The sequence below is a fragment of the Photobacterium sp. ABD4_091 genome, assembly GCF_056160145.1.
Map to the genome: position 1 here is coordinate 138,423 of NZ_JBSWWQ010000004.1, position 19,589 is coordinate 158,011.

Sequence of the window (19,589 nt, forward strand, 5' to 3'; positions counted from 1 at the left end):
ACCTAATAACGTTGTAGACATATTCTGAAGGAGATGGAAATGGCTACTGAAACTCTATCCTATCAAAAACCAACTTTAATCCAGCGTTTATCAACGATATGTACCGCATTGGTACAACGTTATTTACCTGATCCATTCTTATTCGCCGCATTACTCACTTTTGCTGTATTCCTTATTGCTATGCCGGTGACCCAACAAAACCCATTACAAATGGTCAATGCTTTTTCTGGTGGTTTTTGGTCATTATTAACTTTTGCTATGCAGATGGCTCTGGTCGTTGTAACTGGCCATGCAATGGCATCAGCTCCTGTGTTTCGGCGAGGCTTATCGTATCTTGCGATGACAGCTAAAACACCAGGGCATGCTATTTTGATCGTCACTTTTGTTTCAGCGATTGCATGTTGGATTAACTGGGGTTTTGGCTTGGTAGTTGGTGCTATCTTCGCACGTGAACTTGCAGCCAAAGTAAAAGGGGTTGATTATCGACTACTCATCGCGTCAGCATATACTGGATTCTTATTCTGGCATGCAGGCCTTTCCGGTTCTGTTCCGTTGGCTCTAGCTTCGGGCAGCAATTTGGAATCTGTAACTGCTGGTGCAGTGTTGTCACCTGTTTCAACCGGAGATACGCTGTTCTCAAGCATGAATATCGTTATTCTGTTAGCAATGCTGATTACAATTCCATTATTGAATCGCTCTATGCACCCATCAGCTGATCAAGTCGTAACAATATCTCCAGAGCTATTGTCATCACCTGGCACTCAGGAGAGAGAGGAAGAAAAAGAGTTAACCCCTGCCGAGAAACTGGAGCAGTCTCCTTGGGTAAACCGCTTATTGGCATTATTAGGCTTTACTTACATTGTGATGTATTTCAGTGAGAATGGTTTTGCTCTTAACCTCAATATTGTTAACTTCATTTTTCTGTTTACTGCAATCCTGTTGCATGGGACACCAAAACGGTTATTAAAAGCTGTTGCTGAGGGGACGAAAAATACAACAGGTATTTTACTTCAGTTCCCATTTTATGCTGGCATCATGGGTATGATGGTTGCTAAAGGGCCTGACGGAGTGTCTTTGGCTGGAGGAATGTCTGATATGTTTGTTAGTATTTCAAATGAATATACCTTTCCGCTGTTTACCTTCATCAGTGCTGGCATTGTTAACTTCTTTGTTCCTTCAGGAGGCGGTCAGTGGGCTGTACAAGCTCCAATAATGATGCCTGCTGGTGCAGAGTTGGGTGTTCCAGCGGCTAAAACGGCAATGGCTATTGCGTGGGGAGATGCATGGACGAATATGATCCAACCGTTTTGGGCATTGCCCGCCTTGAGTATTGCTGGCCTGAATGCTAAGGATATCATGGGCTTTTGTATCATTTCCTTGTTTGCATCCGGGACGATCATTGGGCTGGGGTTATTAGCGTTTTAATGAAAATCACTGCCTTTACATCGTTTCTCTCCGAGGCCTTGTGACTAACATTCGTTAGTGAGGCCTCGTGAGAGTGCTGTGTTCCATAAGTATTAATAAGGACTCACAGTAGGGTTTGATATTGTGTAGGCAACTTCGCCTAATTCATCAAAACCTTTTGCTTGTGCTTCCAGTGTTCCTTCCAACCAGATTGCATCGCGTAGCAATAAATTTTCAACCCCGTCAGGGTACTTCACGTGAACCATCTGGTTTGCTGGTGGCGGCGGCATATGGATACAGGCACCAAAATAGGGCACAAGTAAAAACTCAGTCACTGCATAGTCATCCCACTCGAGCGGTACGACAAACCCTGCCAGTTTAACGTCTTGTAAAACGATATCTTGGTTGATATTGGCAAATCCAATGCCCATCGATTGTGCCTGGGGGCCAGTGAGATCATCATGGTACTCGTTAGCAAAGGCTCGCTCTTCTTCAATGAGGGCAAGGATAGTTTCACGCTGGTCATTAGGGATTAATTCTGACCAGTCTGTTGGATTCAATTGGCTTTGTTGTGATTGATTTAAGCAACCAGAAAGTAGGCTGACTAATAATGTCGTAAAGAGTGCTTTTTTCATAATGTATTAAAGAGGAGAGGCAAAGCCTCTCCTTGAGTAATGTTATTTTTTGATTAGGGCAAAACGACCGTCTTGGTCCACTTTAGCCCAGAAGGTGTTATTTGACTGTCCGACTGTCCATTGTTCATCACAACCCAGCCCAGCAATGTCTTCAGGCTGCTCGGTGAGGAACTCCTTGTTATAAGCTTCTTGGCTGATACAGTGGTCATCAACGAGAGGCTTCCATTCGCCATTTACGTCAATCGCTAGAGTAAGCTTGTCGGCATCCAAACCTTCAGGTACAGCCATTTCAAGTACGAAGTCATCAGCTCGCACTGAGTCGTCAAGTATCCAGCTTCTGGATTCGTTCAGGCGGTTAGGGGATTTTTCGGCAAGCAAACCATCATAAACCAAAGGTTGTTTTTCTATGGCATTTAGGTTTTTGTGATCGCCATCAGCTTCAATATCCTCCGCTGACGTACCCGGCCAACCTGGCTCGATAGTGATGTCTTTTTCTGCGCCGAAGGCGTTGGTGTAGGTACCTGTCTGGCTCTGAATACCGCTGACAATCAAGATATCAGACTCAGTAGACTTATCGGCTTCTAGCCAGCTTAGGCTTACCAGCTTCTTCATATCATAGGTCGCTGGATACCAGCGCATGCGGCCTTCATCGATTTCAAAACGCTTAGCATGGTTGTAATTCAAGCCAGAGCGGCCGTCTACCACAAAGTCACGATCTGATGGTTTACCGTCAGGGCCTGATTGCGAGCTGCGAATACTTGGTTTAGTCAGCATGATATCCCACATACGAGCCATAGCATCTGCATCTGTCCAACCCATCCATAGTGCCCCTTCAAGCGCCTGATCGACACGGTTGAATACTTGGTTGTTACCATCAATTAGGCGAGCACGGTGGCTATTCTCGGAATAACAATTGACGGTACGGTAGTTGGTATCAACAGCGCTGTAGTAAGTAGCTGAGAAAGGCACACTGGTTGGATAGACGACCTTGTCACAACGTTGTGGTGTTCTAACGAAGCGGTCAAATAGTTTCCAATCCGCACTGGTGAGTAGATCTGAAGACTGAGTAAAGGTGTCGTAGAAGGCTGAATACTGGATCTCTTTACCATTGATATCAAACCATGAGGCATTCACCATTAAGTCGCCCGTTGCCACGCTATCACGGTCGATCATTTCCTGATCCCACTCTGCACGGTCATCAAGATCTGGGATTTTCGGGCTAACATAGCGAGTTTTGTACATCACCATGCTCTGAATGCGTTCGAACTCTCCGACTCGGTTGTAATAACCTTTTTCAGATGCGTTGCCTGTTACGATATGATGGAAGAAACGGTGGTTTGGCTCAGCAGAAGGCTCCGTATTGAAGCTTTGAGTATCAGGACCAGCACCGTTATCCCAAATAACAGAGCGGCTGTATTGATGGTCATGGCCAGAGACGAAAATGACATCGTTATCAGTAAACAGCTTGCGCCACTTTTCTTGATCTCGGGTATACATGTCGTTTTCACGTTGATCGTTCCAACGGGCAACGACTCGCTCCATCATTACACCACCACGGTATGGACCCACGAAAGGGCTATGGCTAGAAACAAAGACATGATCGATATCATCGGTTTTGTTGGCGATGACTTGTTCGGCCCAATCGTAGGCATACGGCATATCCTGATCGGAGATTTGTACCATGAGTACATTCTCATAGCTATAAGCGTAAGTTTGGTACTGACGGCCAGGCATATGGTTGATGTTATCTTTAGGGATGAACTCTTCCATAATTCGCTTCCAAGTATAGTTATCTCCTGGTTTACGGTCATGGTTGCCCATGAGTGGAAGGAACGTGATTTGATGCGAGTATTGGCTAGCTAACTCTTTCCACTGTTCGTATTCGTGCTCGGTATTGCTGTTGGTCAGGTCGCCAACTGCAATGACGATATTGACGCCGTTATCACGGTACAAATCAAGGATCGCTTCCATTTGATTGACAGCAACAGCATCGCCACCTCCTTGAGTATCAGTCAAGATGCCAATACGTGTACGATCAAGGTCAGGGTTAGTGCCTGATTTTCCCGAGTCTGAGTTACTGCTATTACAGCCTGCAAGTAACGCAGCAGAAACAGCGGCTGCACAGAGTGCTTTGTAGAAAGGTTGCATAGTTTTCCCTGTTAACTAATTAAGATGACAGGGAGGATATAAGTTATGCTTTATCGCTATATGAGTAATGTGTGATTTTATTTTGAAAGTTCGACTGCAACAGTTGCAGAGTTAATGTCATTAGTCTTTCACTCTTTGTATTAGTTAGATGACCAGTTTTCTTAAAGAGTAATAACAAGCTTCCCCCTGACAGAACCCTCTTTACTCAACTGGAAAGCGTCGAGGTGCTTATCAAGCTCAAAGGTATGCTAGAAAGTTTCAGCGCATCTATGGGAATGATAGAAAAGCAGGCTTTCGCCTGCTTGGTATAACTGCTTAGTCAGAGATAAGTGCCGTTTGATGGTTTAAGTTAACTTGTTTTTTAAGCTTCTCCATCAAAACATCACGCTTGAAAGGTTTGGGCAAATAGTCGTCCATGCCACTATCGAAGCACTGCTGTATATCATCGTCGAGAATGGAAGCCGTTAGGGCGATAATATGTGACTTTACTAAGTTCTGCTGTTGCTCCCACTGCCTGATGGCTTGCGTTGCTTCAAAGCCATTCATAACAGGCATCATGCAATCCATTAATACCAGATCAATATCTTGGTGATGCTGTTGATATATCGACACAGTCTCTTGGCCATTATTGGCAATGAGGTAGTGGTAGCCAATTCGCTTTAAGTTAATACAAACGACTTGCTGGTTTACTTTATTGTCTTCAACAATCAGAATCGTTTGCTGTTTGGCCTTAGTCTCTTCATCTATGCCTTTGTGATGCTGGGCGATGACTGTTTCGCTGTCCTCTTCTGTTGGGTGGTTAACAAAAGCGGTTTTTAAAATGTTGTTCAGGCGCATGCCAAACAACGGAGCGGTAACGAGAGCAACCACATTTTCAGCCGTTTCATGGACAACTTCATCATTTTGACGCACGTAGACTATCTTCTGCTGTGGCATTTTGGTCGTTGTTGCACTTAGCATACCTGGCTTGTCGATGAGGACAATAGCAGAGGGGTTATCGACAGCCAGTAATGCGTCGACAGAGTGGTAGTCATACACTTCATAGCCAAAGCGCTTTATCTCAGTAACAAGCAAATTATTTGGTTTTTTGGCAAGGTAGAGAATGGGCAGGCTTTGCACCGTGTCGATGGTTTGCTCGTCATTCTGGAAAGTCAGAGTAAATGAAAAAGTGCTGCCTATGCCCTTATGTGAATCAAGTTGGATTTCACCCCCCATCATTTCGACAATTTTGGCTGAGATTGCCAACCCTAAGCCTGTTCCGCCATATTGCGATGATGTATGGCTCGTCTCTTGTTTAAACTCTTCAAAGATATGCGCTTGCTTATCTTCTTCAATACCTATCCCGGAATCTTGAACCGAGAAGAATACCTCAGTATGTGATGGCGTCTGGTTTAACAGCCTTGCTGTGAAGGTTATTGCTCCCGATTCGGTAAACTTGATCGCATTAGAAGCCAGGTTCATTAATACCTGGCGGACTTTTTGTTCATCCGCTTTAATGTAATCGGGTAGAGATGGCTCAATATTAACCACTAGCTCAACGCTTTTTTGCTGGGCCTTAGGTGCAATCAAAGCGGCTGTATCGAAAACAATCTCTTTTAGGGCACAGGATGAGGCGCTATTTCTAAATGGCCAGATTCTATTTTAGACAGGTCAAGGATGTCATTAATGAGCATCAGCAGGGTTTGCGACGAGGCATTGATCGTTGACAGGTAGTCTTTTTGAATCGCACTTAGTTTTGAGTCAGATAAAATTTCTGTCATCCCCAATATGCCATTTAGCGGAGTGCGGATCTCATGGGACATATTGGCAAGGAAAGCACTCTTTCCCTTGTTGGCCTGCTTTTCATGTTCACGAGCATTGATTAAATCTTGCTCAAGTTTATTGGTCTGCCTAATTACGTATATCAATACCAAAATGATGGCGAGGCATAAACCAAAAGCAACAGCGCGTTTGTAATTTTCATATTTAATCATTACCTGATCAATTTGCTTGGGCGTTTCTATAAACAGGACATTGAGGGTATTTTCCAAAGAATGAATGGTGCTGCGGAGCTCACCGTGCATTCCGTCATTATGTGAATAGCCGAAAGCCTTATAAGTTTGCTGAAGCTGGTAAAAGGCCTGCCTGAAAGCACGAAAGCTGGTGGATGAGTTTTGTAGTGCCGAGGTGCTTTCAATTACTGTAGCGATTGCATGTAAGTTGCTTTCTATTTGAGGCAGTAATTGGTCGTTAAAATCACGGAAGAATTGATACATCAGGTCTTTTGTAGAGAGCGAAAGCGTATCAAGTTCTGGCGAACTGCTATAAATGAGGCTTGCTTCGAAGGCGAGGGCACGATCTTTTAGTTGGTCAATAAGATTACCCGATCCTTGCTCACCGAAAATGATATTTACGGTGTGGCTCATTGTTTCGAATTGCTGGTGGTAGCTATCAATGTCAGCTATTGCTTGTTGGCCATTATATCCGGTAGAAATACCGTGCTTTTCGATTGCTTGGTTGATAACGGTGACGCCCTCCTTCAAACCAGAATAGGCTTCGTCCATTTTCGATAAATACTGTGAGTCGACTCGAGCGAGATAATCTTTTTCATGGCGACGCATCATAAGCATGCCATTAGACGCCGACTGTATGCTGCTTTGCAGCGATTGAAGTTGGGTATAGGTGCTGTGAATCGTATGAACCGTGGCAAAGAAGGCAAAAATAAGGACAAAGATGGCGACCGATCCTGAAATGAGAAGGCGTTTAATAGATTGTGTTTGTGGGGTGCGTGGAACTGCCATGTAGTCATTAATCCCTGAATGCAGAAACATTGACTCCAGTGTATGGTGAAAGCTATGTAAAAAGGTGCTTTCTTATCGACAAGGAATTAATTTGTTTCAAAATTGTTACGTAGTGCGGGGCGCACTGAATAAAAAGTGATGGGAGAGGTGATTATAAGGAAGCGGGCACAATAGATAAGACACAAAAAAGGGCGCCAGAAGGCACCCTTTAGAAATTCTTCACGTTAACGCGAATTAGATGCGCTCAACGTTAGCAGCTTGAGGACCTTTCTGACCTTGTTCGATGTCGAAAGATACTTTCTGGCCTTCAGCTAGAGATTTGAAACCTTCACCAGCGATAGCACGGAAGTGAACGAATACGTCAGCACCGCCGTTGTCTTGAGTGATGAAACCAAAACCTTTCTCGTCGTTGAACCACTTAACGATACCAGTTGCTTTAGACATGTGATGTCTCCTGAATAAAATATGTAAAAAACGCTTGTTGCGTACTTAAGCCATCATAATGAATTACTTATGGACAAAAGAATGTTGAGCTCTTCAGGACAACGTCGCTCGGTGAAGCGGTGTAACGAAGTTTTCTATTTCAATTTGTTGCATAAATAGGTCTGCATTTCAGGCCAAGCACATTAGGCCACACGAGAACTGGGCTGGCAAGCAAATACTTTAAAATTTAAATATTTATATTGAAAAGTGTGATTCATTTGGCAGCAAAACCAGTGGTTTAGCATGGTTAAACAAAAGGTTATCGTGATTTTGGTTAATATGGCAGCGTATTAGAGTGAAAGGTCGATTTCAGAACAGTTGTTCTAATTCAGTGCTTGGTGGGGGCAGTAAGGTATTAATCAGAAAGTAAAAAAGGGCCTAAACAGCCCTTTTATGCAAGTGGGAACAAAAATTAAATTTTTTCCACGTTCGCAGCTTGTAAACCTTTTGGACCTTGTTCAGTTTCGTAACTTACTTTTTGTCCTTCCGCTAGCGTTTTGAAGCCGTCACCAGTGATCGCACGGAAATGAACGAATACATCAGCACCGCCGTTGTCCTGTGTGATGAAACCGAAACCCTTTTCTTCATTGAACCACTTAACGGTACCTGTTGCTTTAGACATGTTGTCTCCTGAATAACTTACATCTGTACATATGCCAATACTATTTAACCTTACCCGGGTAACAATTGAATCCTTTTGCTCCAGTTGGACTTGCAAAAAAAATTGCTAGATGAAGCGATTCAGAAGTCACTGTTGTATCAACGCCAAACATTACTGGTCAATTCAAAGATTAGGCAGCATTGGGCTAATTGCAAATAAAAAAATAAGAATTTTGTGGGGGCTTTCACAGGATTTTCAGTAAGCTGAACCGGCACTGAAATAATCTCACAAGTTTGACTTAGTCTTACTTTTTGATTTCATCGATTTGTGATGTATCTGTTGTATGCCTATGTGATGACAAGAGTTTCCTCGGCAGCGGCTTGTAAGCCATTGGCGATATCTTTACTGAAACTGAAATATGTCAAGGAAGCAGCCAGTTTTGGTTTAACTGCTCAAAATGTGACTTGAGTGGCAATACAACTTTCTGCTATAACGGGGGCAGTTAGGTTTTGTAGATTCATATAAGGACAAACAATGAACACTATCCTAGAGCTAGTTCGTCAAACTCGTCGTAAGAACAAGCTAAAGCGTGAGATCCTGGACAACGACCGTAAAATTCGTGACAACCGTAAGCGTGTTGAATTGCTTGAAAACCTACTTGATTACATCAAAGCTGATATGACGCATGATCAGATCGTAGAAATCGTTGAGAACATGAAAGGCGATTACGAAGACCGTGTTGATGACCACATCATCATCAGTGCTGAGCTTTCTAAAGAGCGTCGTGAAGTTAGCAAGAGCGTTAAAGACCTGAAGAAAGCAGAGATCGCTTCTCAGCAGTAATTCTTCAAACCTTTTTATAAAAGCCCGATCAATATCGGGCTTTTTTTATGCTTTTTTTACCCTGACACGACAATAATGTACTTAAATTCAGGTATATATAAGTATCTAATAGCTACTATTATTGTTACGGTTATTTTTGAGGGTCATTGATTGTCTAAATGTCTTGGATTCATCGCTTGTTTGCCATTGGTGGCACTTGCTGGTGAAACAGAAAGCCAACAACCAGCGTCTATTGACGAGGCGAAGCCTTTGGGCTTTATCTCTGTGGATGATCTACGCAAGAAAAGGGATGGTGAACAGAAATGGGGGATCGCTGCGGTTATGCGTGGTGCAACCATTCCATATGCCACAGACACTGTTGTCGAGGATTCTACGGTATCAACCTTTGTACCTATGATGTTTTATCAGGGAGACCGTTTATTCATTAACGGTACTGAAGGTGGTCTCAACTTATACCGTGAACAAGACTGGGAAGTAAACGCCCTCATTCGGATGCACTTTATCGATATCCCTTCTTCTTTTCAGAATGAGATAGGCGGCGACACGGCTGATTATGGTTTTCAGTATAAGTACCGATGGGATGAGAGCTACTATACCGATTTTGAAATACTGTCAGATCCGAGTGGGCGATATAGCTCCCAGCTAACCCTCGGGGGTGACTATCAATACAATGATTGGAGATTCCTGCCGAAGGCTTCTTTGACTTGGAAAGATAGTGATTACAACAGCTACTATTATGGCCTTAACTTTGAAGATATTGATTCGGGGGTCGACCTAAAAGTTGGCACAGCTTTTAGTTACCATGTAACGTCAAATCTGTATCTTTTAGGTGGGGCTTACGCGCGTTACTTTGATAGTAATGTTCGGGACTCAGCCATTGTCAGTGATGATTGGCAGGGTGAGGGATATATTGGTTTTGGTTTCTTCAACGATGCCAAGAAGCCAAGAAAATTGAGTATCAGCAACAAACCATATATCCGTATTGCTCATGGTTGGGCGACGCCATCCAATATTGGTGAGATATTTTCGGGTAATAGAGAGAAAGATGAGTTTAACAACCAACTCACGTCCGTGTTCTATGGTCATCCTTTAACCGATGAACTATTTGGCTTACCTCTTGATATATATTTAACGCCTGGTTTTGTGTGGCACTGGAGCTCTGATGTTCAAAGCTCGACTCAAGAGTACGTCATGGCTGTGAAGGCCTATTATACCTTCAACTGGCCTGTTGAGTGGCGCTTTGGTGTGGCTGAAGGCCTTTCTTATGTTAACCGAATTACATACATTGAACAGTCTGAGATGGATCGTAAAGGTTATGAACCGAGTAAATTACTGAACTATCTCGACTTCTCTTTTGATGTGAACTTGGGCGATGTTTTCAACCACAAGCCGTTGGACGGAGTATGGTTAGGTTATAGCTTGCACCATCGCTCGGCTATCTTTGAAAGTGCTTCCCAGTTTGGTCGGATCAAGGGGGGGAGTAACTACAACACGGTGTATGTGCAGTTCGATTTTTAAGGCTATTTCAGTGTAAAGATAAGATCAAAAAAGCCTTACCCATCAGTAAAACACAGTAGCGAGAATGGGTAAGGCAATGATGTGGGCAGAGCCGCGAGAAGGCACTGCCTAATTTTTTCTAGGCGTACTATCGCGCCAATTTAATTCGCTAAACTCTCTAGCTCTTGCTTCGCTTGGGCAATACCTTTCGCCGCCATTTCATCGCCCATTGCAAGGGCTTCGCTGTAAACGACCTCGACATCGGTTAGGCCAACAAAGCCTAGGAAGGTTTTCAGGTAAGGAACCATGATGTCCGTGTCGCCGCCTTTATGCATACCGCCGCGGGTGGTTACGACAATGACTTTTTTGCCAGTAAGTAGACCAACGGGGCCGTTCTCTGTATAGCTGAATGTCACACCTGCACGTGCAATCAAATCAAACCAATTCTTTAGCTGGGTCGGAATAGAAAAGTTGTACATAGGTGCGCCAATCACAATGGTGTCGCTGGCTTTAATTTCTTCGATCAGCTGATCAGACTGCGCGAGTGCGGCTTGCTGCTTTTCGCTTAGGTTATCACCGCCACGAAGGCCACCGGCAATTTCACCATCTAGGACTGGCAATGGCTGGGCTGCTAGGTCACGCTCGATAACAGCGGAGGTGCTCATCGAATTAACCAGGTGATCGATAAGACCGTTTGATTGTGAGTAGTCACCGAGAATGCTTGATTTTAGTACTAGAACGTTTGACATAGTATGCTCCTTGAAATGCATTGCCGTTTGGCTTGGAACTAACTATACGAGTGGACAGCATTGTAAGAAAGCGGAAAAAATCGGTGAAGTCATTCGAAAAAATCGAACGGAATGTTATGGTGGTAACTATCTAATTTTAAAAAGATTACATAAGGCCGCTATAGCGGGGTGGTAAAAGTTCGCTTAGGGTATGAACGAAAAGGACGGCAGATTATGAATGACATCGCAGAAGGTATAAGGCAAAAAATAGCCCGAAACGACTCCTGTTTCGGGCTTAGGGGAATGGCTCGTGAGAGCCTTGCGCTAACTGGTTAGTAAATGGAGATCAATTACAATTTCAATGTTAGTTCAAGCAGTATGATTTGCCAGTTTTACCACTAAGAATGTTATTCATCTCTGATACTTAACAAAAATATCCTGTTATTCGACCAAAACTGTTGTAGTAACTTAATGCTAGTAGTTACAGCTACAATTTACTTGCTCAAAATGTGGAATTAGATGTCAAATAAGTTGGTATCTCTCACCAGTTCGCGTGGCAATCCATTTTTGATGCGGTTACCGACCCACTTACCAATACCGATTGGATAATCACGGTAAGTGACAATCACTTCCCCTTTGCCGGATAAATCCTCTGGGCGGATATCGCGGCCCATAAACCATTCTTTAGCCTGCGCAGCGGTAAGGGCGACAGCGGTTTTCTCTTGCCCAGTCGCCAGGGTCATAATGGCTTCATGCTGCCAGCGGTATCCTTTTTTATGTTGCTCTGCTAGCTTGATACCAATACGCTGGAAACGGATCTCACTAAGAAGTTTGCGCAGTTTTGCTGGGAATAACCATACTTCTTTGTCACGCAGCCAGATCTCACTGTCCGCTGGAATATTCAAGTCAATATCTTGTTTGAATGCTTGAGCAATAGCCTGGCTATCTTTGTCTGACGCAGGGCTAAATGGGAATTTACCCTTACGCTTTTTAACTGCAGGAGATTCAACAGCAGCAAGTTTGCGAATACGTGCAACGAAGAAGCCTTCACTGTCGAAAATCTGCGGGTAAACGTGAAGGAAGCCTTCTTCGGTTAGTGCCTTCTCTGCACCATCAAATAAATCAGAGAGCGATTCAAATTCAACAGCATCTCCGAATGTGTTTTTGAGGTGCCGGCAAACTTTTTGGTTCTCGCTAAGGTTTAGCGTACACGTAGAGTAAACCATGACTCCACCGGGTTTCAGGGCTTGGAATCCGCTGACGATAAGGTCTCGTTGCACAGCAGCGATGTCTTCGACGGAATCTAGGCTCCAGTTAGCCATTGCATCATCATCTTTACGGATGGCACCTTCACCGGAACATGGTGCATCCAGTAGAATTGAATCGAAGGATTCAGGCGCCCAGCCACCGAAGACGCAACCATCGAAGTGAGTCAGGGCGGCATTGAAAACGCCACAGCGCTGGAGGTTTGAGTGCAGAACCTTGATACGGCTCGCAGCCAGTTCATTGGCGACCAAGGCACCTTGCTTGTTCATCGCACTGGCAATTTGGGTGGTTTTGGAACCAGGCGCCGAGGCCATATCAAGGACGCAGTCTAGTCTGTCGTTGTCTTTTAGCAGCGCGACAACAGGCATCATCGAACTGGCTTCCTGGATATAGAACAGGCCAGCCATGTGCTCTGCAGTGTTGCCTAGCGAGACCGATTCTTCATCTTCACGTTCAATCCAGAACCCGGTTTCACACCAAGGAACAGGAGTGAGAGTCCAATCTTTATCGGCCACACGGGCAAGAAAGTCTTCTATGCTGATTTTCAAGGTGTTAATGCGAATGCTGCGACGCAAAGGGGTTTTACAGATAGCGATGAACTCATCCATGCTCAGGTGCGCTGGCATGATTTGACGAATTTGCTCGATGAATGCGTCTGGGATATGGATATTAGGATGCAAGGGAATGTCTCGATTATCTAGCAGTGGGGCGGAAGTCTATCATTTATAGGTAGATAGGTAAAAGAAAGGGAGATAGAGCCCTTATTTGAAACTCTTCCGGGTGGTAGGACGAAATTTTAAAAGCGCATAAATACATCCGTGTAGCTCCAACTCGCCGTCCATGGCGAGTAGGTTTTAAAATTTGACCTACCACCCAGATATATATTGAAATTTACCTGCTTATACGAAAAAGGAGCATTGCTGCTCCTTTTTTACCTTTGCATTTACCTTCGTGGTCAGTGTTTCGGTATGGCTGTTCGCCAGGTTTTCCACTCGGGTTTGGCGGTATTGTGCAGCAGGAAGTGGCTGTTGCTCTTGGCAATCGGAGAAAGCGGTTGGCTTTCAGGTGTTGAGAAAGCAATGCCACCGCGGATCAGGCTATCTACTGTTCCGCTCTGGACAGATGCGCCAGTCAGGCCAATCGTCACATCGATGCCGGACACATTCCAAAATACGCTGTCCGTTCGGACGAGGTGGCTGAAGTCCTGTTCGACTTGCGCTTCGATAATCACTCTGTCGGCCAGTTCGCCAAGGCTGACTTTTACCACTTCACCCACTTGGATATCACGGTACAGCAGTGGGGTACCTTCACTGATAGAGTTACGCTTTTCAGTTTCCAAGATCACACTCAGCCCTTTGTTTTGCAGTTGAGCATTGCCAAGGGTGAAGCTCTGAGAATATGAGCCCTTGCCTGGCGTTACGGCAATATAGCTGCTGAGCAGGGTATCAAGGTTCTTGGCGCCGGTGATGCTTATTTTCGGGCTGACAATCCAGAATTGACTATCCGCTTTTGCCAACAGCTCAGCATATTTAGGGAACAGGCGGGCTTTGACAATGACCTTACCGGTGTCGAAATCAGGCACAGTCTCAACCACTTTACCGACATTGACGCCTTGGTAACGAATATCAGTATTCACTTTGATGGTTTTTGCATCGGCGGCAATCATGGTGACCAGTAGGCCGTAATCTTTGGCTTCCTTATAGCTCTTGTAGAGCTTATAACGGTTTCCACTACGGCCAGAAATACCTTCTAGCTCGTCAAAGGCAATACCGCCTTTAATCAGAGTACTGATAGGATCCGCTTTAATTTGCACGCCATCTAGTCCTGCATCGACTTCTACACCAGAACGGTTCCAGAAAACGGTGTTAGCCGAAATGAGGTGGCGATATTTATTGTCGATTTTGAGCTTAATCGTGACGCCGTCACGGGTGAGGGCGTAACGTGAAACTTCACCCACTTCCATATTTCGGTATAGCACTGGGCTACCTTCTGAAATAGGGGGGAGCTCGTCGGCATAAAGGCTAATCGTTGCAAACCCTTTGGCCTTTTCCGCTGCCAAGCTGGCAAGCTGACGGCTCTTGTACAGTGGGTATTGGCCAAGTACTTTGCTGTTGCCTGAGCTGGTAAAGCTAATACTTTGACTGATCAATTGATCTGCCGGCGGCACAGAGACGTCTAGCCCTTGGGCGCTTAAATTTGCCTGGATACCACCATCAATATAAAAGCGGCTGCCTGAGCGGACGAGTTGGGTGTATTCAGGGCGGACAATCACGTTAAAACGGACTTTGGTGCCGTCCAGCCTGACTGACTTGACCCGGCCAACTTCCAGGCCCCGGTGCTTGAGCTTGGTGCCACGCTTGATACCATAACTGTCGTCCGCATAGAGAGAAAATGAGGCGACACCAGGCTGTTGCTCCTGAAGCTCATCTTGGTTAATCGCCACAAACTGCCGACTGGTTTCACCTGAGCCTGGAATAAGGGTAAGGAAGTTACCTCGTAACAGGTTGCCGATGTTTTTTACACCATTAAGGGAGAGTTCGGCCTCCTCGAGCAACATCTTTGAACCTGTGGTCAGCAGATCACTCATCATGGGCTCAATAGCCGCGTGGGCGACAATGGTGCCTCTTTCCTTATCTAGCCGGATATCGGAAATCTGACCAATCTGCAGGCCACGGTAAACAATCGGTGCACCACTGGTACTGATGTTGCTGTTTTCTGGTAGGTCGACAGTGATCGCAATACCACGCCCTGCGGTGTTCAGGTCTGGATAGAGGCGGAACAGGTGATCGGGCTCGATAGGCAACCCTTTATCTGGGGAGTCAAAGGCAATTGCACCGCTGATCATCGCTGACAGGCTCTCAAATTGCACATCGACGCCGTTAAAGCCGATATTGGCGCTCATACCGCTGACATTCCAAAAACGGCTTTTGTTTGTCACCAAGTCGGCGTATTGCGGTTTGATCAAGACATCGATAATAACCTGTTTGTTGTTCTGGCTCAGGCTATGGTTGTATACCTCACCAACAGGGATCTTCTTATAGAGCACTTGCGAACCTATGTTGATAGATCCCAAATGCGGTGCGCGCAGCTGAATTTTTAAGCCTTCTCCGACTGGCGTATCTGCTGGCTGGCTGTCTAGTGCGTTGAACTCATTGGCAAATTTACCTTCACCGGGCTGCAATGCAATGTAGTTACCAGAGACAAGGGCATCGAGGCCAGAAATGCCCGTAATAGAGGCTTTAGGCTTCACCAGCCAGAAACGCGTACCACTACGAAGGGTCTGTACGGCCTCAGGGTAGATATCCGCTTCAACAAAAATGCTTTTTAAATCGTTTGATAAGTTGACGTCACGGACGATACCCACTTCAAGCCCTTGGTAGCGGATAGTCGTCCGCCCGGCAACCAAGCCAGCTGCATCATTGAAGTGTATTTTTATCCGTTCACCGGCCTCATTGACGGCTTTGAAGACAAGCCATCCGGCAAGTACCAAAGCAAGCACGGGCAAGATCCAGAGCGGGGAAATCCCGCGGTCGCGCTTTATATTGACCGGTTTAGGTTGTTGGTTGTTTGGTCCGTTGTTCATAGTTGTCCCATATCAGACGAGAATCCAAGCTTTCAGCGGCTAGCATTGTCAGTACCACCACGACACCAAAGGCAATTGCGCCCGGGCCAGGGGTAAAATCGAGTAATTGATCACGGTCGATTAAGGTCACCATGATCGAAATAACAAAGAGATCCATCATTGACCATTTACCAATCCATTGGATAAAACGGTAAAGCTTCATGCGCTGCAGGTGATTGACGCTGCGCTTGAATTGGATGGTCAACAAGATAAAGGTCAGGCCAAGGATTTTGGCTACAGGCACGACAATACTGGCAACAAAAATAATGATGGCAATACCTAGCATATCGGAGTTCACCAGCGAGGCGACACCGGAGAAGATGGTATCTTCGACACGTTTGCCATTATTAAGAAAGATAGAAATTGGATATAGGTTCGCTGGAAAGATAAATACCGTCGCAGCGATTAAGTAAGCCCACGTTTTCTGGATAGAGTGTGGCATACGTTTGTGAAGCGGGAAATCACAGCGAACACAATATTCATGGTCGTCTTGTGTCATGTGGCAGTGATGGCAGTGGCGAGCATGGCTGGATTTCTTGTGCTCGGTCTCAGGTTGCCATGCTTCCCAGTAACGATTGAGGCTGATACGGGTAAGGAGCAGGGCAATGAGCAACTGGAGCAATACCAAGGAGTAAAGCCCAGGGCCTACGAAGATATCGGCGTAATCTTGTACCTTAAAGCACGAAATGCCAAGGCTGACCAGGAAAACATCAAACATAGCCCAGTGTTTTAGGTGCTCGATAAGCCATAAGGAACGACGAAACAGCTTGATCCGGCGGAATTTCAGGCCTAGTTGCGCGCCGAGTACAGACCCGCACACCAATAATGGCGCGATGGAACTACAGAATAAGATCAGCAGCGCGACAACTGGGAAGTTGGGGGCAAGCGAGAAAGTACCAGAGGTCAGCGTTGCCGGGATCATGACACCGAACAAGCGGATAGTGATCAATGGGAAAATATGAGCCGGGATGAAAAGGATCAGACAGGCAAGGGCGATAGCGAGTTCGCTGGAAAAACGGAAATGACCACCACGGTACAAGCGGGTGTTGCAGCGCGGGCAGTAAGCACTTTGCCCATGTTCAGCGACTTTCGGCAGCAAAGGTAAATCGCAGCCGGGGCATAGTCTCGCTGTGGTCATTAACGTTTATTCCTTTAAAAATGGCTTTAAATGAACACTATATTATTATTTTAGGTTCATTCTGGCTACAGGTACTTGCGCAACTGCATCATTTTGATTTTCAGCTGATTGTACAGAGCCATACAGTGTTTGGTACAGGCCTTCTTCGTTAACCAATTCGTGGTGTGTCCCACTTTGGCTTACTTGTCCATCTTCAAGCACGTAGATTACATCAGCTTGTTTAACCGCAGATAAACGGTGAGCAACAATCAGCGTGGTTCGATCAGCCAAAAATTGGTTTAGTGCTGTGTGCAAAGCGGCCTCTGTGGCAGTATCGAGTGCCGATGTCGCTTCATCCAAAATAACGAACTCAGGGTTAGTTAGCACCATTCTGGCAATGGCCAGCCTTTGACGCTGACCGCCAGACAGTTTAATGCCTTGGCGACCGATTTCTGTATCCAAGCCTTCTGTTAGGCGTTGGGTGACATCGGTCATCTGAGCAATTTCCAGTGCCTGCCACAGCTGTTCGTCTGTGTAATCACCACCTAAAGTAAGGTTGTGGCGCATAGTATCATTAAATAATACAGGGTGTTGTAAGACCACTGCCATTTTGTTACGCAGCGCTTCATAGCTTACGTCTTCTATCGGGTGACCATTGACCAAGATATCACCGGCATCTTTTTGGTAAATACCAAGCAGAAGCTGGATCAGTGTCGACTTGCCACCGCCAGAAGAACCAACCAATGCAACCCGTTTACCAGCAGGGATATGCAAGCTCATGCCACGTAGGACTTCTTTATCTTCATCATAGGCGAAATGGATATTTTTGACTTCAATATCAAGGCTATGATCACTGCTGAATGGATTCACTCTCTGGACTGGGCGTACTTCTTCTTCAATGGCAATAAGCCCATTGAGGCGTTGCATAGCGGCTGACGCGCTGTACCAGGCGAACTGGATACCTAATAGTTCCTGAACCGGGCCGAGCATGAACCAGAGGTAGCCAAACACCGCGAACATTTGCCCAACGCTCAGATCAGAAAATAGCACCATGATCATTGCCATCGCCCGGAACAGCTCGAAGCCCACGAGGAACAGCAAGAAGGAAATACGGCCTGCGGCTTCTGATTGCCAAGCATATTTATCGGCATCGTGGCGGATATCATTGGCGTTGGATTTTAGCTGGGCAAGGAAATCACGTTCACGGTTCGCGGCACGCAACTGGTAGATACCGTCAAGCGTTTCAACCAAACGTTGCTGGAATCGCTCGAAGGCCTGGTTTTCTTTCTTCTTGAGTGTTTTTACCCGGTTTCCCATCAGCTTAGAGGCATACACGACAACAGGGTTGACCAACAAAATGAAGAGGCCGAGCTGCCAGTTTAGCCAAAGAAGAATGGCAGCGGTCCCAATAACGGTAAGGAAACCAACCAAGAATCGACTTAGGGTGTCGCCAACAAACTTATCTATGGTTTCGACATCGGTAATAAGGTGGGAGGTAATACCGCCACTTCCGAGCTCTTCATACTGACGCATGCTGATACAGCCTAGCTTGTCGATCAGATGCTGCCTCATATTGTAGGTAATATCTTTGGCCACCAAGGTAAATTGGCGGCTTTGCAGGATATTTAGCGCTTGGCTTCCTACACGCATCAAGACAACAAACAACAGCACGAGCATGATATAAGCGGTTGGCTGGTGTAACGACTCAGGTAAAAAGTGGTTCAGAAACTCGATGCCACCTGCGGGTTTGCCGAGCAGGATCTCATCAACCATTAGAGGCATCAGCAGTGGGATAGGGACGCTGATAAGAGTCGCGACAACTGCAATGATATTGGCAGCAATCAAGCGAGGACGATGATGTTTTGCTTGCTTTAATAGCCAAGACCAGTTAATCATTTGGTTTGAATCGTTTTTCACAATGATAATGATTCCCATTATTGATAAAAAGCCATTTTAGCGGCTATAAAAGGAGTAAGCCATGGAAATTGGATCAGTGAATTACCAAACGCTGACGAAACAAGCGGTAGCATTGGTTGAGGGTGAGACTGATCTCATTGCTAATATGTCTAATATTAGTGCGTTACTGGCCATGGAGTTAGAAGAGATTAACTGGGTTGGCTTTTATATTCTAAAAGGTGACCAGTTGGTATTGGGGCCGTTCCAGGGTAAACCTGCCTGCGTGAGGATCCCTGTGGGGCGTGGTGTATGCGGCACGGCGATTGCCGAGAACTGTGTTCAGCGGGTTGAGGATGTACATCAGTTCGAAGGGCACATTGCCTGTGATGCTGCGAGCAATTCTGAGATTGTTATCCCGTTCTCGGTAAAAGGTGAATTGTTCGGTGTATTGGACATTGATAGCCCAATCTTATCAAGATTTAGTCAATCCGACGAAGATGGACTAGTTTCTTTGTTAGAAGAACTACAAAAAAGACTCTAATTGCATGCTTTCGGTGGTTTTTCAGCGT

General features: G+C 45.5%; 15 protein-coding genes. 4 read left to right on the top strand and 11 right to left on the bottom strand.

The window, feature by feature from the left end; all coding sequences use genetic code 11:
- Positions 1–39: 39 nt before the first annotated feature.
- Entirely contained in the window at positions 40–1,425 is a 1,386-nt protein-coding gene (locus ACXAGQ_RS25015) for a short-chain fatty acid transporter (RefSeq protein ID WP_475257604.1), read from the top strand.
- Between the two features lie 92 nt (positions 1,426–1,517).
- On the opposite strand, the gene ACXAGQ_RS25020 is transcribed toward ACXAGQ_RS25015, so the two are convergent.
- The 6 genes from ACXAGQ_RS25020 to cspE (ACXAGQ_RS25045) form a co-directional block, all read right to left on the bottom strand.
- Positions 1,518–2,039, bottom strand: a complete 522-nt coding sequence (locus tag ACXAGQ_RS25020) for a DUF3299 domain-containing protein (RefSeq protein WP_475257605.1) — start codon at positions 2,037–2,039, stop codon at positions 1,518–1,520.
- A gap of 42 nt (positions 2,040–2,081) precedes the next feature.
- A complete protein-coding gene (locus tag ACXAGQ_RS25025) occupies positions 2,082–4,187 on the bottom strand; it encodes a metallophosphoesterase family protein (protein ID WP_475257607.1) in 2,106 nt (701 codons plus the stop codon).
- Between the two features lie 315 nt (positions 4,188–4,502).
- Entirely contained in the window at positions 4,503–5,756 is a 1,254-nt protein-coding gene (locus ACXAGQ_RS25030; RefSeq protein WP_475257609.1) for an ATP-binding protein, read from the bottom strand.
- A gap of 26 nt (positions 5,757–5,782) precedes the next feature.
- Entirely contained in the window at positions 5,783–6,967 is a 1,185-nt protein-coding gene (locus tag ACXAGQ_RS25035) for a histidine kinase dimerization/phospho-acceptor domain-containing protein (protein ID WP_475257611.1), read from the bottom strand.
- Between the two features lie 234 nt (positions 6,968–7,201).
- Positions 7,202–7,411: a transcription antiterminator/RNA stability regulator CspE gene (gene cspE / locus ACXAGQ_RS25040; protein WP_036830632.1), complete on the bottom strand. Its 210-nt coding sequence runs from the start codon at positions 7,409–7,411 to the stop codon at positions 7,202–7,204.
- A 451-nt stretch (positions 7,412–7,862) separates the two neighbouring features.
- Positions 7,863–8,072: a transcription antiterminator/RNA stability regulator CspE gene (gene cspE / locus ACXAGQ_RS25045; RefSeq protein ID WP_047874816.1), complete on the bottom strand. Its 210-nt coding sequence runs from the start codon at positions 8,070–8,072 to the stop codon at positions 7,863–7,865.
- A gap of 513 nt (positions 8,073–8,585) precedes the next feature.
- Between cspE (ACXAGQ_RS25045) and ACXAGQ_RS25050 the strand changes: the two genes are divergently transcribed.
- Together ACXAGQ_RS25050 and ACXAGQ_RS25055 are read left to right on the top strand one after the other, a co-directional pair.
- A complete protein-coding gene (locus ACXAGQ_RS25050) occupies positions 8,586–8,894 on the top strand; it encodes a DUF496 family protein (RefSeq protein ID WP_475257612.1) in 309 nt (102 codons plus the stop codon).
- 249 nt (positions 8,895–9,143) lie between these two features.
- Positions 9,144–10,412 carry a MipA/OmpV family protein gene (locus tag ACXAGQ_RS25055; protein WP_475258068.1) on the top strand — a complete coding sequence of 423 codons (1,269 nt, stop codon included), beginning with the start codon at positions 9,144–9,146 and terminating at the stop codon, positions 10,410–10,412.
- 140 nt (positions 10,413–10,552) lie between these two features.
- On the opposite strand, the gene ACXAGQ_RS25060 is transcribed toward ACXAGQ_RS25055, so the two are convergent.
- The 5 genes from ACXAGQ_RS25060 to ACXAGQ_RS25080 form a co-directional block, all read right to left on the bottom strand.
- Positions 10,553–11,140 carry an FMN-dependent NADH-azoreductase gene (locus tag ACXAGQ_RS25060; protein ID WP_475257613.1) on the bottom strand — a complete coding sequence of 196 codons (588 nt, stop codon included), beginning with the start codon at positions 11,138–11,140 and terminating at the stop codon, positions 10,553–10,555.
- A gap of 494 nt (positions 11,141–11,634) precedes the next feature.
- Positions 11,635–13,065, bottom strand: coding sequence for a 16S rRNA (cytosine(1407)-C(5))-methyltransferase RsmF (rsmF, locus tag ACXAGQ_RS25065; RefSeq protein WP_475257615.1), 1,431 nt, complete (start codon positions 13,063–13,065; stop codon positions 11,635–11,637).
- Positions 13,066–13,340: 275 nt separating this feature from the next.
- Positions 13,341–15,968, bottom strand: a complete 2,628-nt coding sequence (locus ACXAGQ_RS25070; protein WP_475257617.1) for an MlaD family protein — start codon at positions 15,966–15,968, stop codon at positions 13,341–13,343.
- Positions 15,937–17,145 (bottom strand): PqiA/YebS family transporter subunit, encoded by a 1,209-nt coding sequence (locus ACXAGQ_RS25075; RefSeq protein ID WP_475257619.1) that lies wholly within the window; start codon positions 17,143–17,145, stop codon positions 15,937–15,939. The genes ACXAGQ_RS25070 and ACXAGQ_RS25075 overlap by 32 nt, the downstream gene beginning before the upstream one ends.
- 45 nt (positions 17,146–17,190) lie before the next feature.
- Positions 17,191–19,059 (bottom strand): ABC transporter ATP-binding protein, encoded by a 1,869-nt coding sequence (locus tag ACXAGQ_RS25080; RefSeq protein ID WP_475257620.1) that lies wholly within the window; start codon positions 19,057–19,059, stop codon positions 17,191–17,193.
- Between the two features lie 43 nt (positions 19,060–19,102).
- On the opposite strand from ACXAGQ_RS25080, the gene ACXAGQ_RS25085 reads away from it, so the two are divergent.
- A complete protein-coding gene (locus ACXAGQ_RS25085) occupies positions 19,103–19,561 on the top strand; it encodes a GAF domain-containing protein (RefSeq protein ID WP_475257622.1) in 459 nt (152 codons plus the stop codon).
- Positions 19,562–19,589: the final 28 nt, after the last annotated feature.

Coding starts and splice junctions, on each gene's coding strand:
- cspE (WP_047874816.1), bottom strand. CDS start 8,072: ATGTCTAAAGCAACAGGTACCGTTAAGTGGTTCAATGAAGAAAAGGGT.
- ACXAGQ_RS25060 (WP_475257613.1), bottom strand. CDS start 11,140: ATGTCAAACGTTCTAGTACTAAAATCAAGCATTCTCGGTGACTACTCA.
- ACXAGQ_RS25075 (WP_475257619.1), bottom strand. CDS start 17,145: ATGACCACAGCGAGACTATGCCCCGGCTGCGATTTACCTTTGCTGCCG.
- cspE (WP_036830632.1), bottom strand. CDS start 7,411: ATGTCTAAAGCAACTGGTATCGTTAAGTGGTTCAACGACGAGAAAGGT.
- ACXAGQ_RS25050 (WP_475257612.1), top strand. CDS start 8,586: ATGAACACTATCCTAGAGCTAGTTCGTCAAACTCGTCGTAAGAACAAG.
- ACXAGQ_RS25080 (WP_475257620.1), bottom strand. CDS start 19,059: ATGGGAATCATTATCATTGTGAAAAACGATTCAAACCAAATGATTAAC.
- ACXAGQ_RS25025 (WP_475257607.1), bottom strand. CDS start 4,187: ATGCAACCTTTCTACAAAGCACTCTGTGCAGCCGCTGTTTCTGCTGCG.
- ACXAGQ_RS25035 (WP_475257611.1), bottom strand. CDS start 6,967: ATGGCAGTTCCACGCACCCCACAAACACAATCTATTAAACGCCTTCTC.
- ACXAGQ_RS25070 (WP_475257617.1), bottom strand. CDS start 15,968: ATGAACAACGGACCAAACAACCAACAACCTAAACCGGTCAATATAAAG.
- ACXAGQ_RS25085 (WP_475257622.1), top strand. CDS start 19,103: ATGGAAATTGGATCAGTGAATTACCAAACGCTGACGAAACAAGCGGTA.
- ACXAGQ_RS25020 (WP_475257605.1), bottom strand. CDS start 2,039: ATGAAAAAAGCACTCTTTACGACATTATTAGTCAGCCTACTTTCTGGT.
- ACXAGQ_RS25015 (WP_475257604.1), top strand. CDS start 40: ATGGCTACTGAAACTCTATCCTATCAAAAACCAACTTTAATCCAGCGT.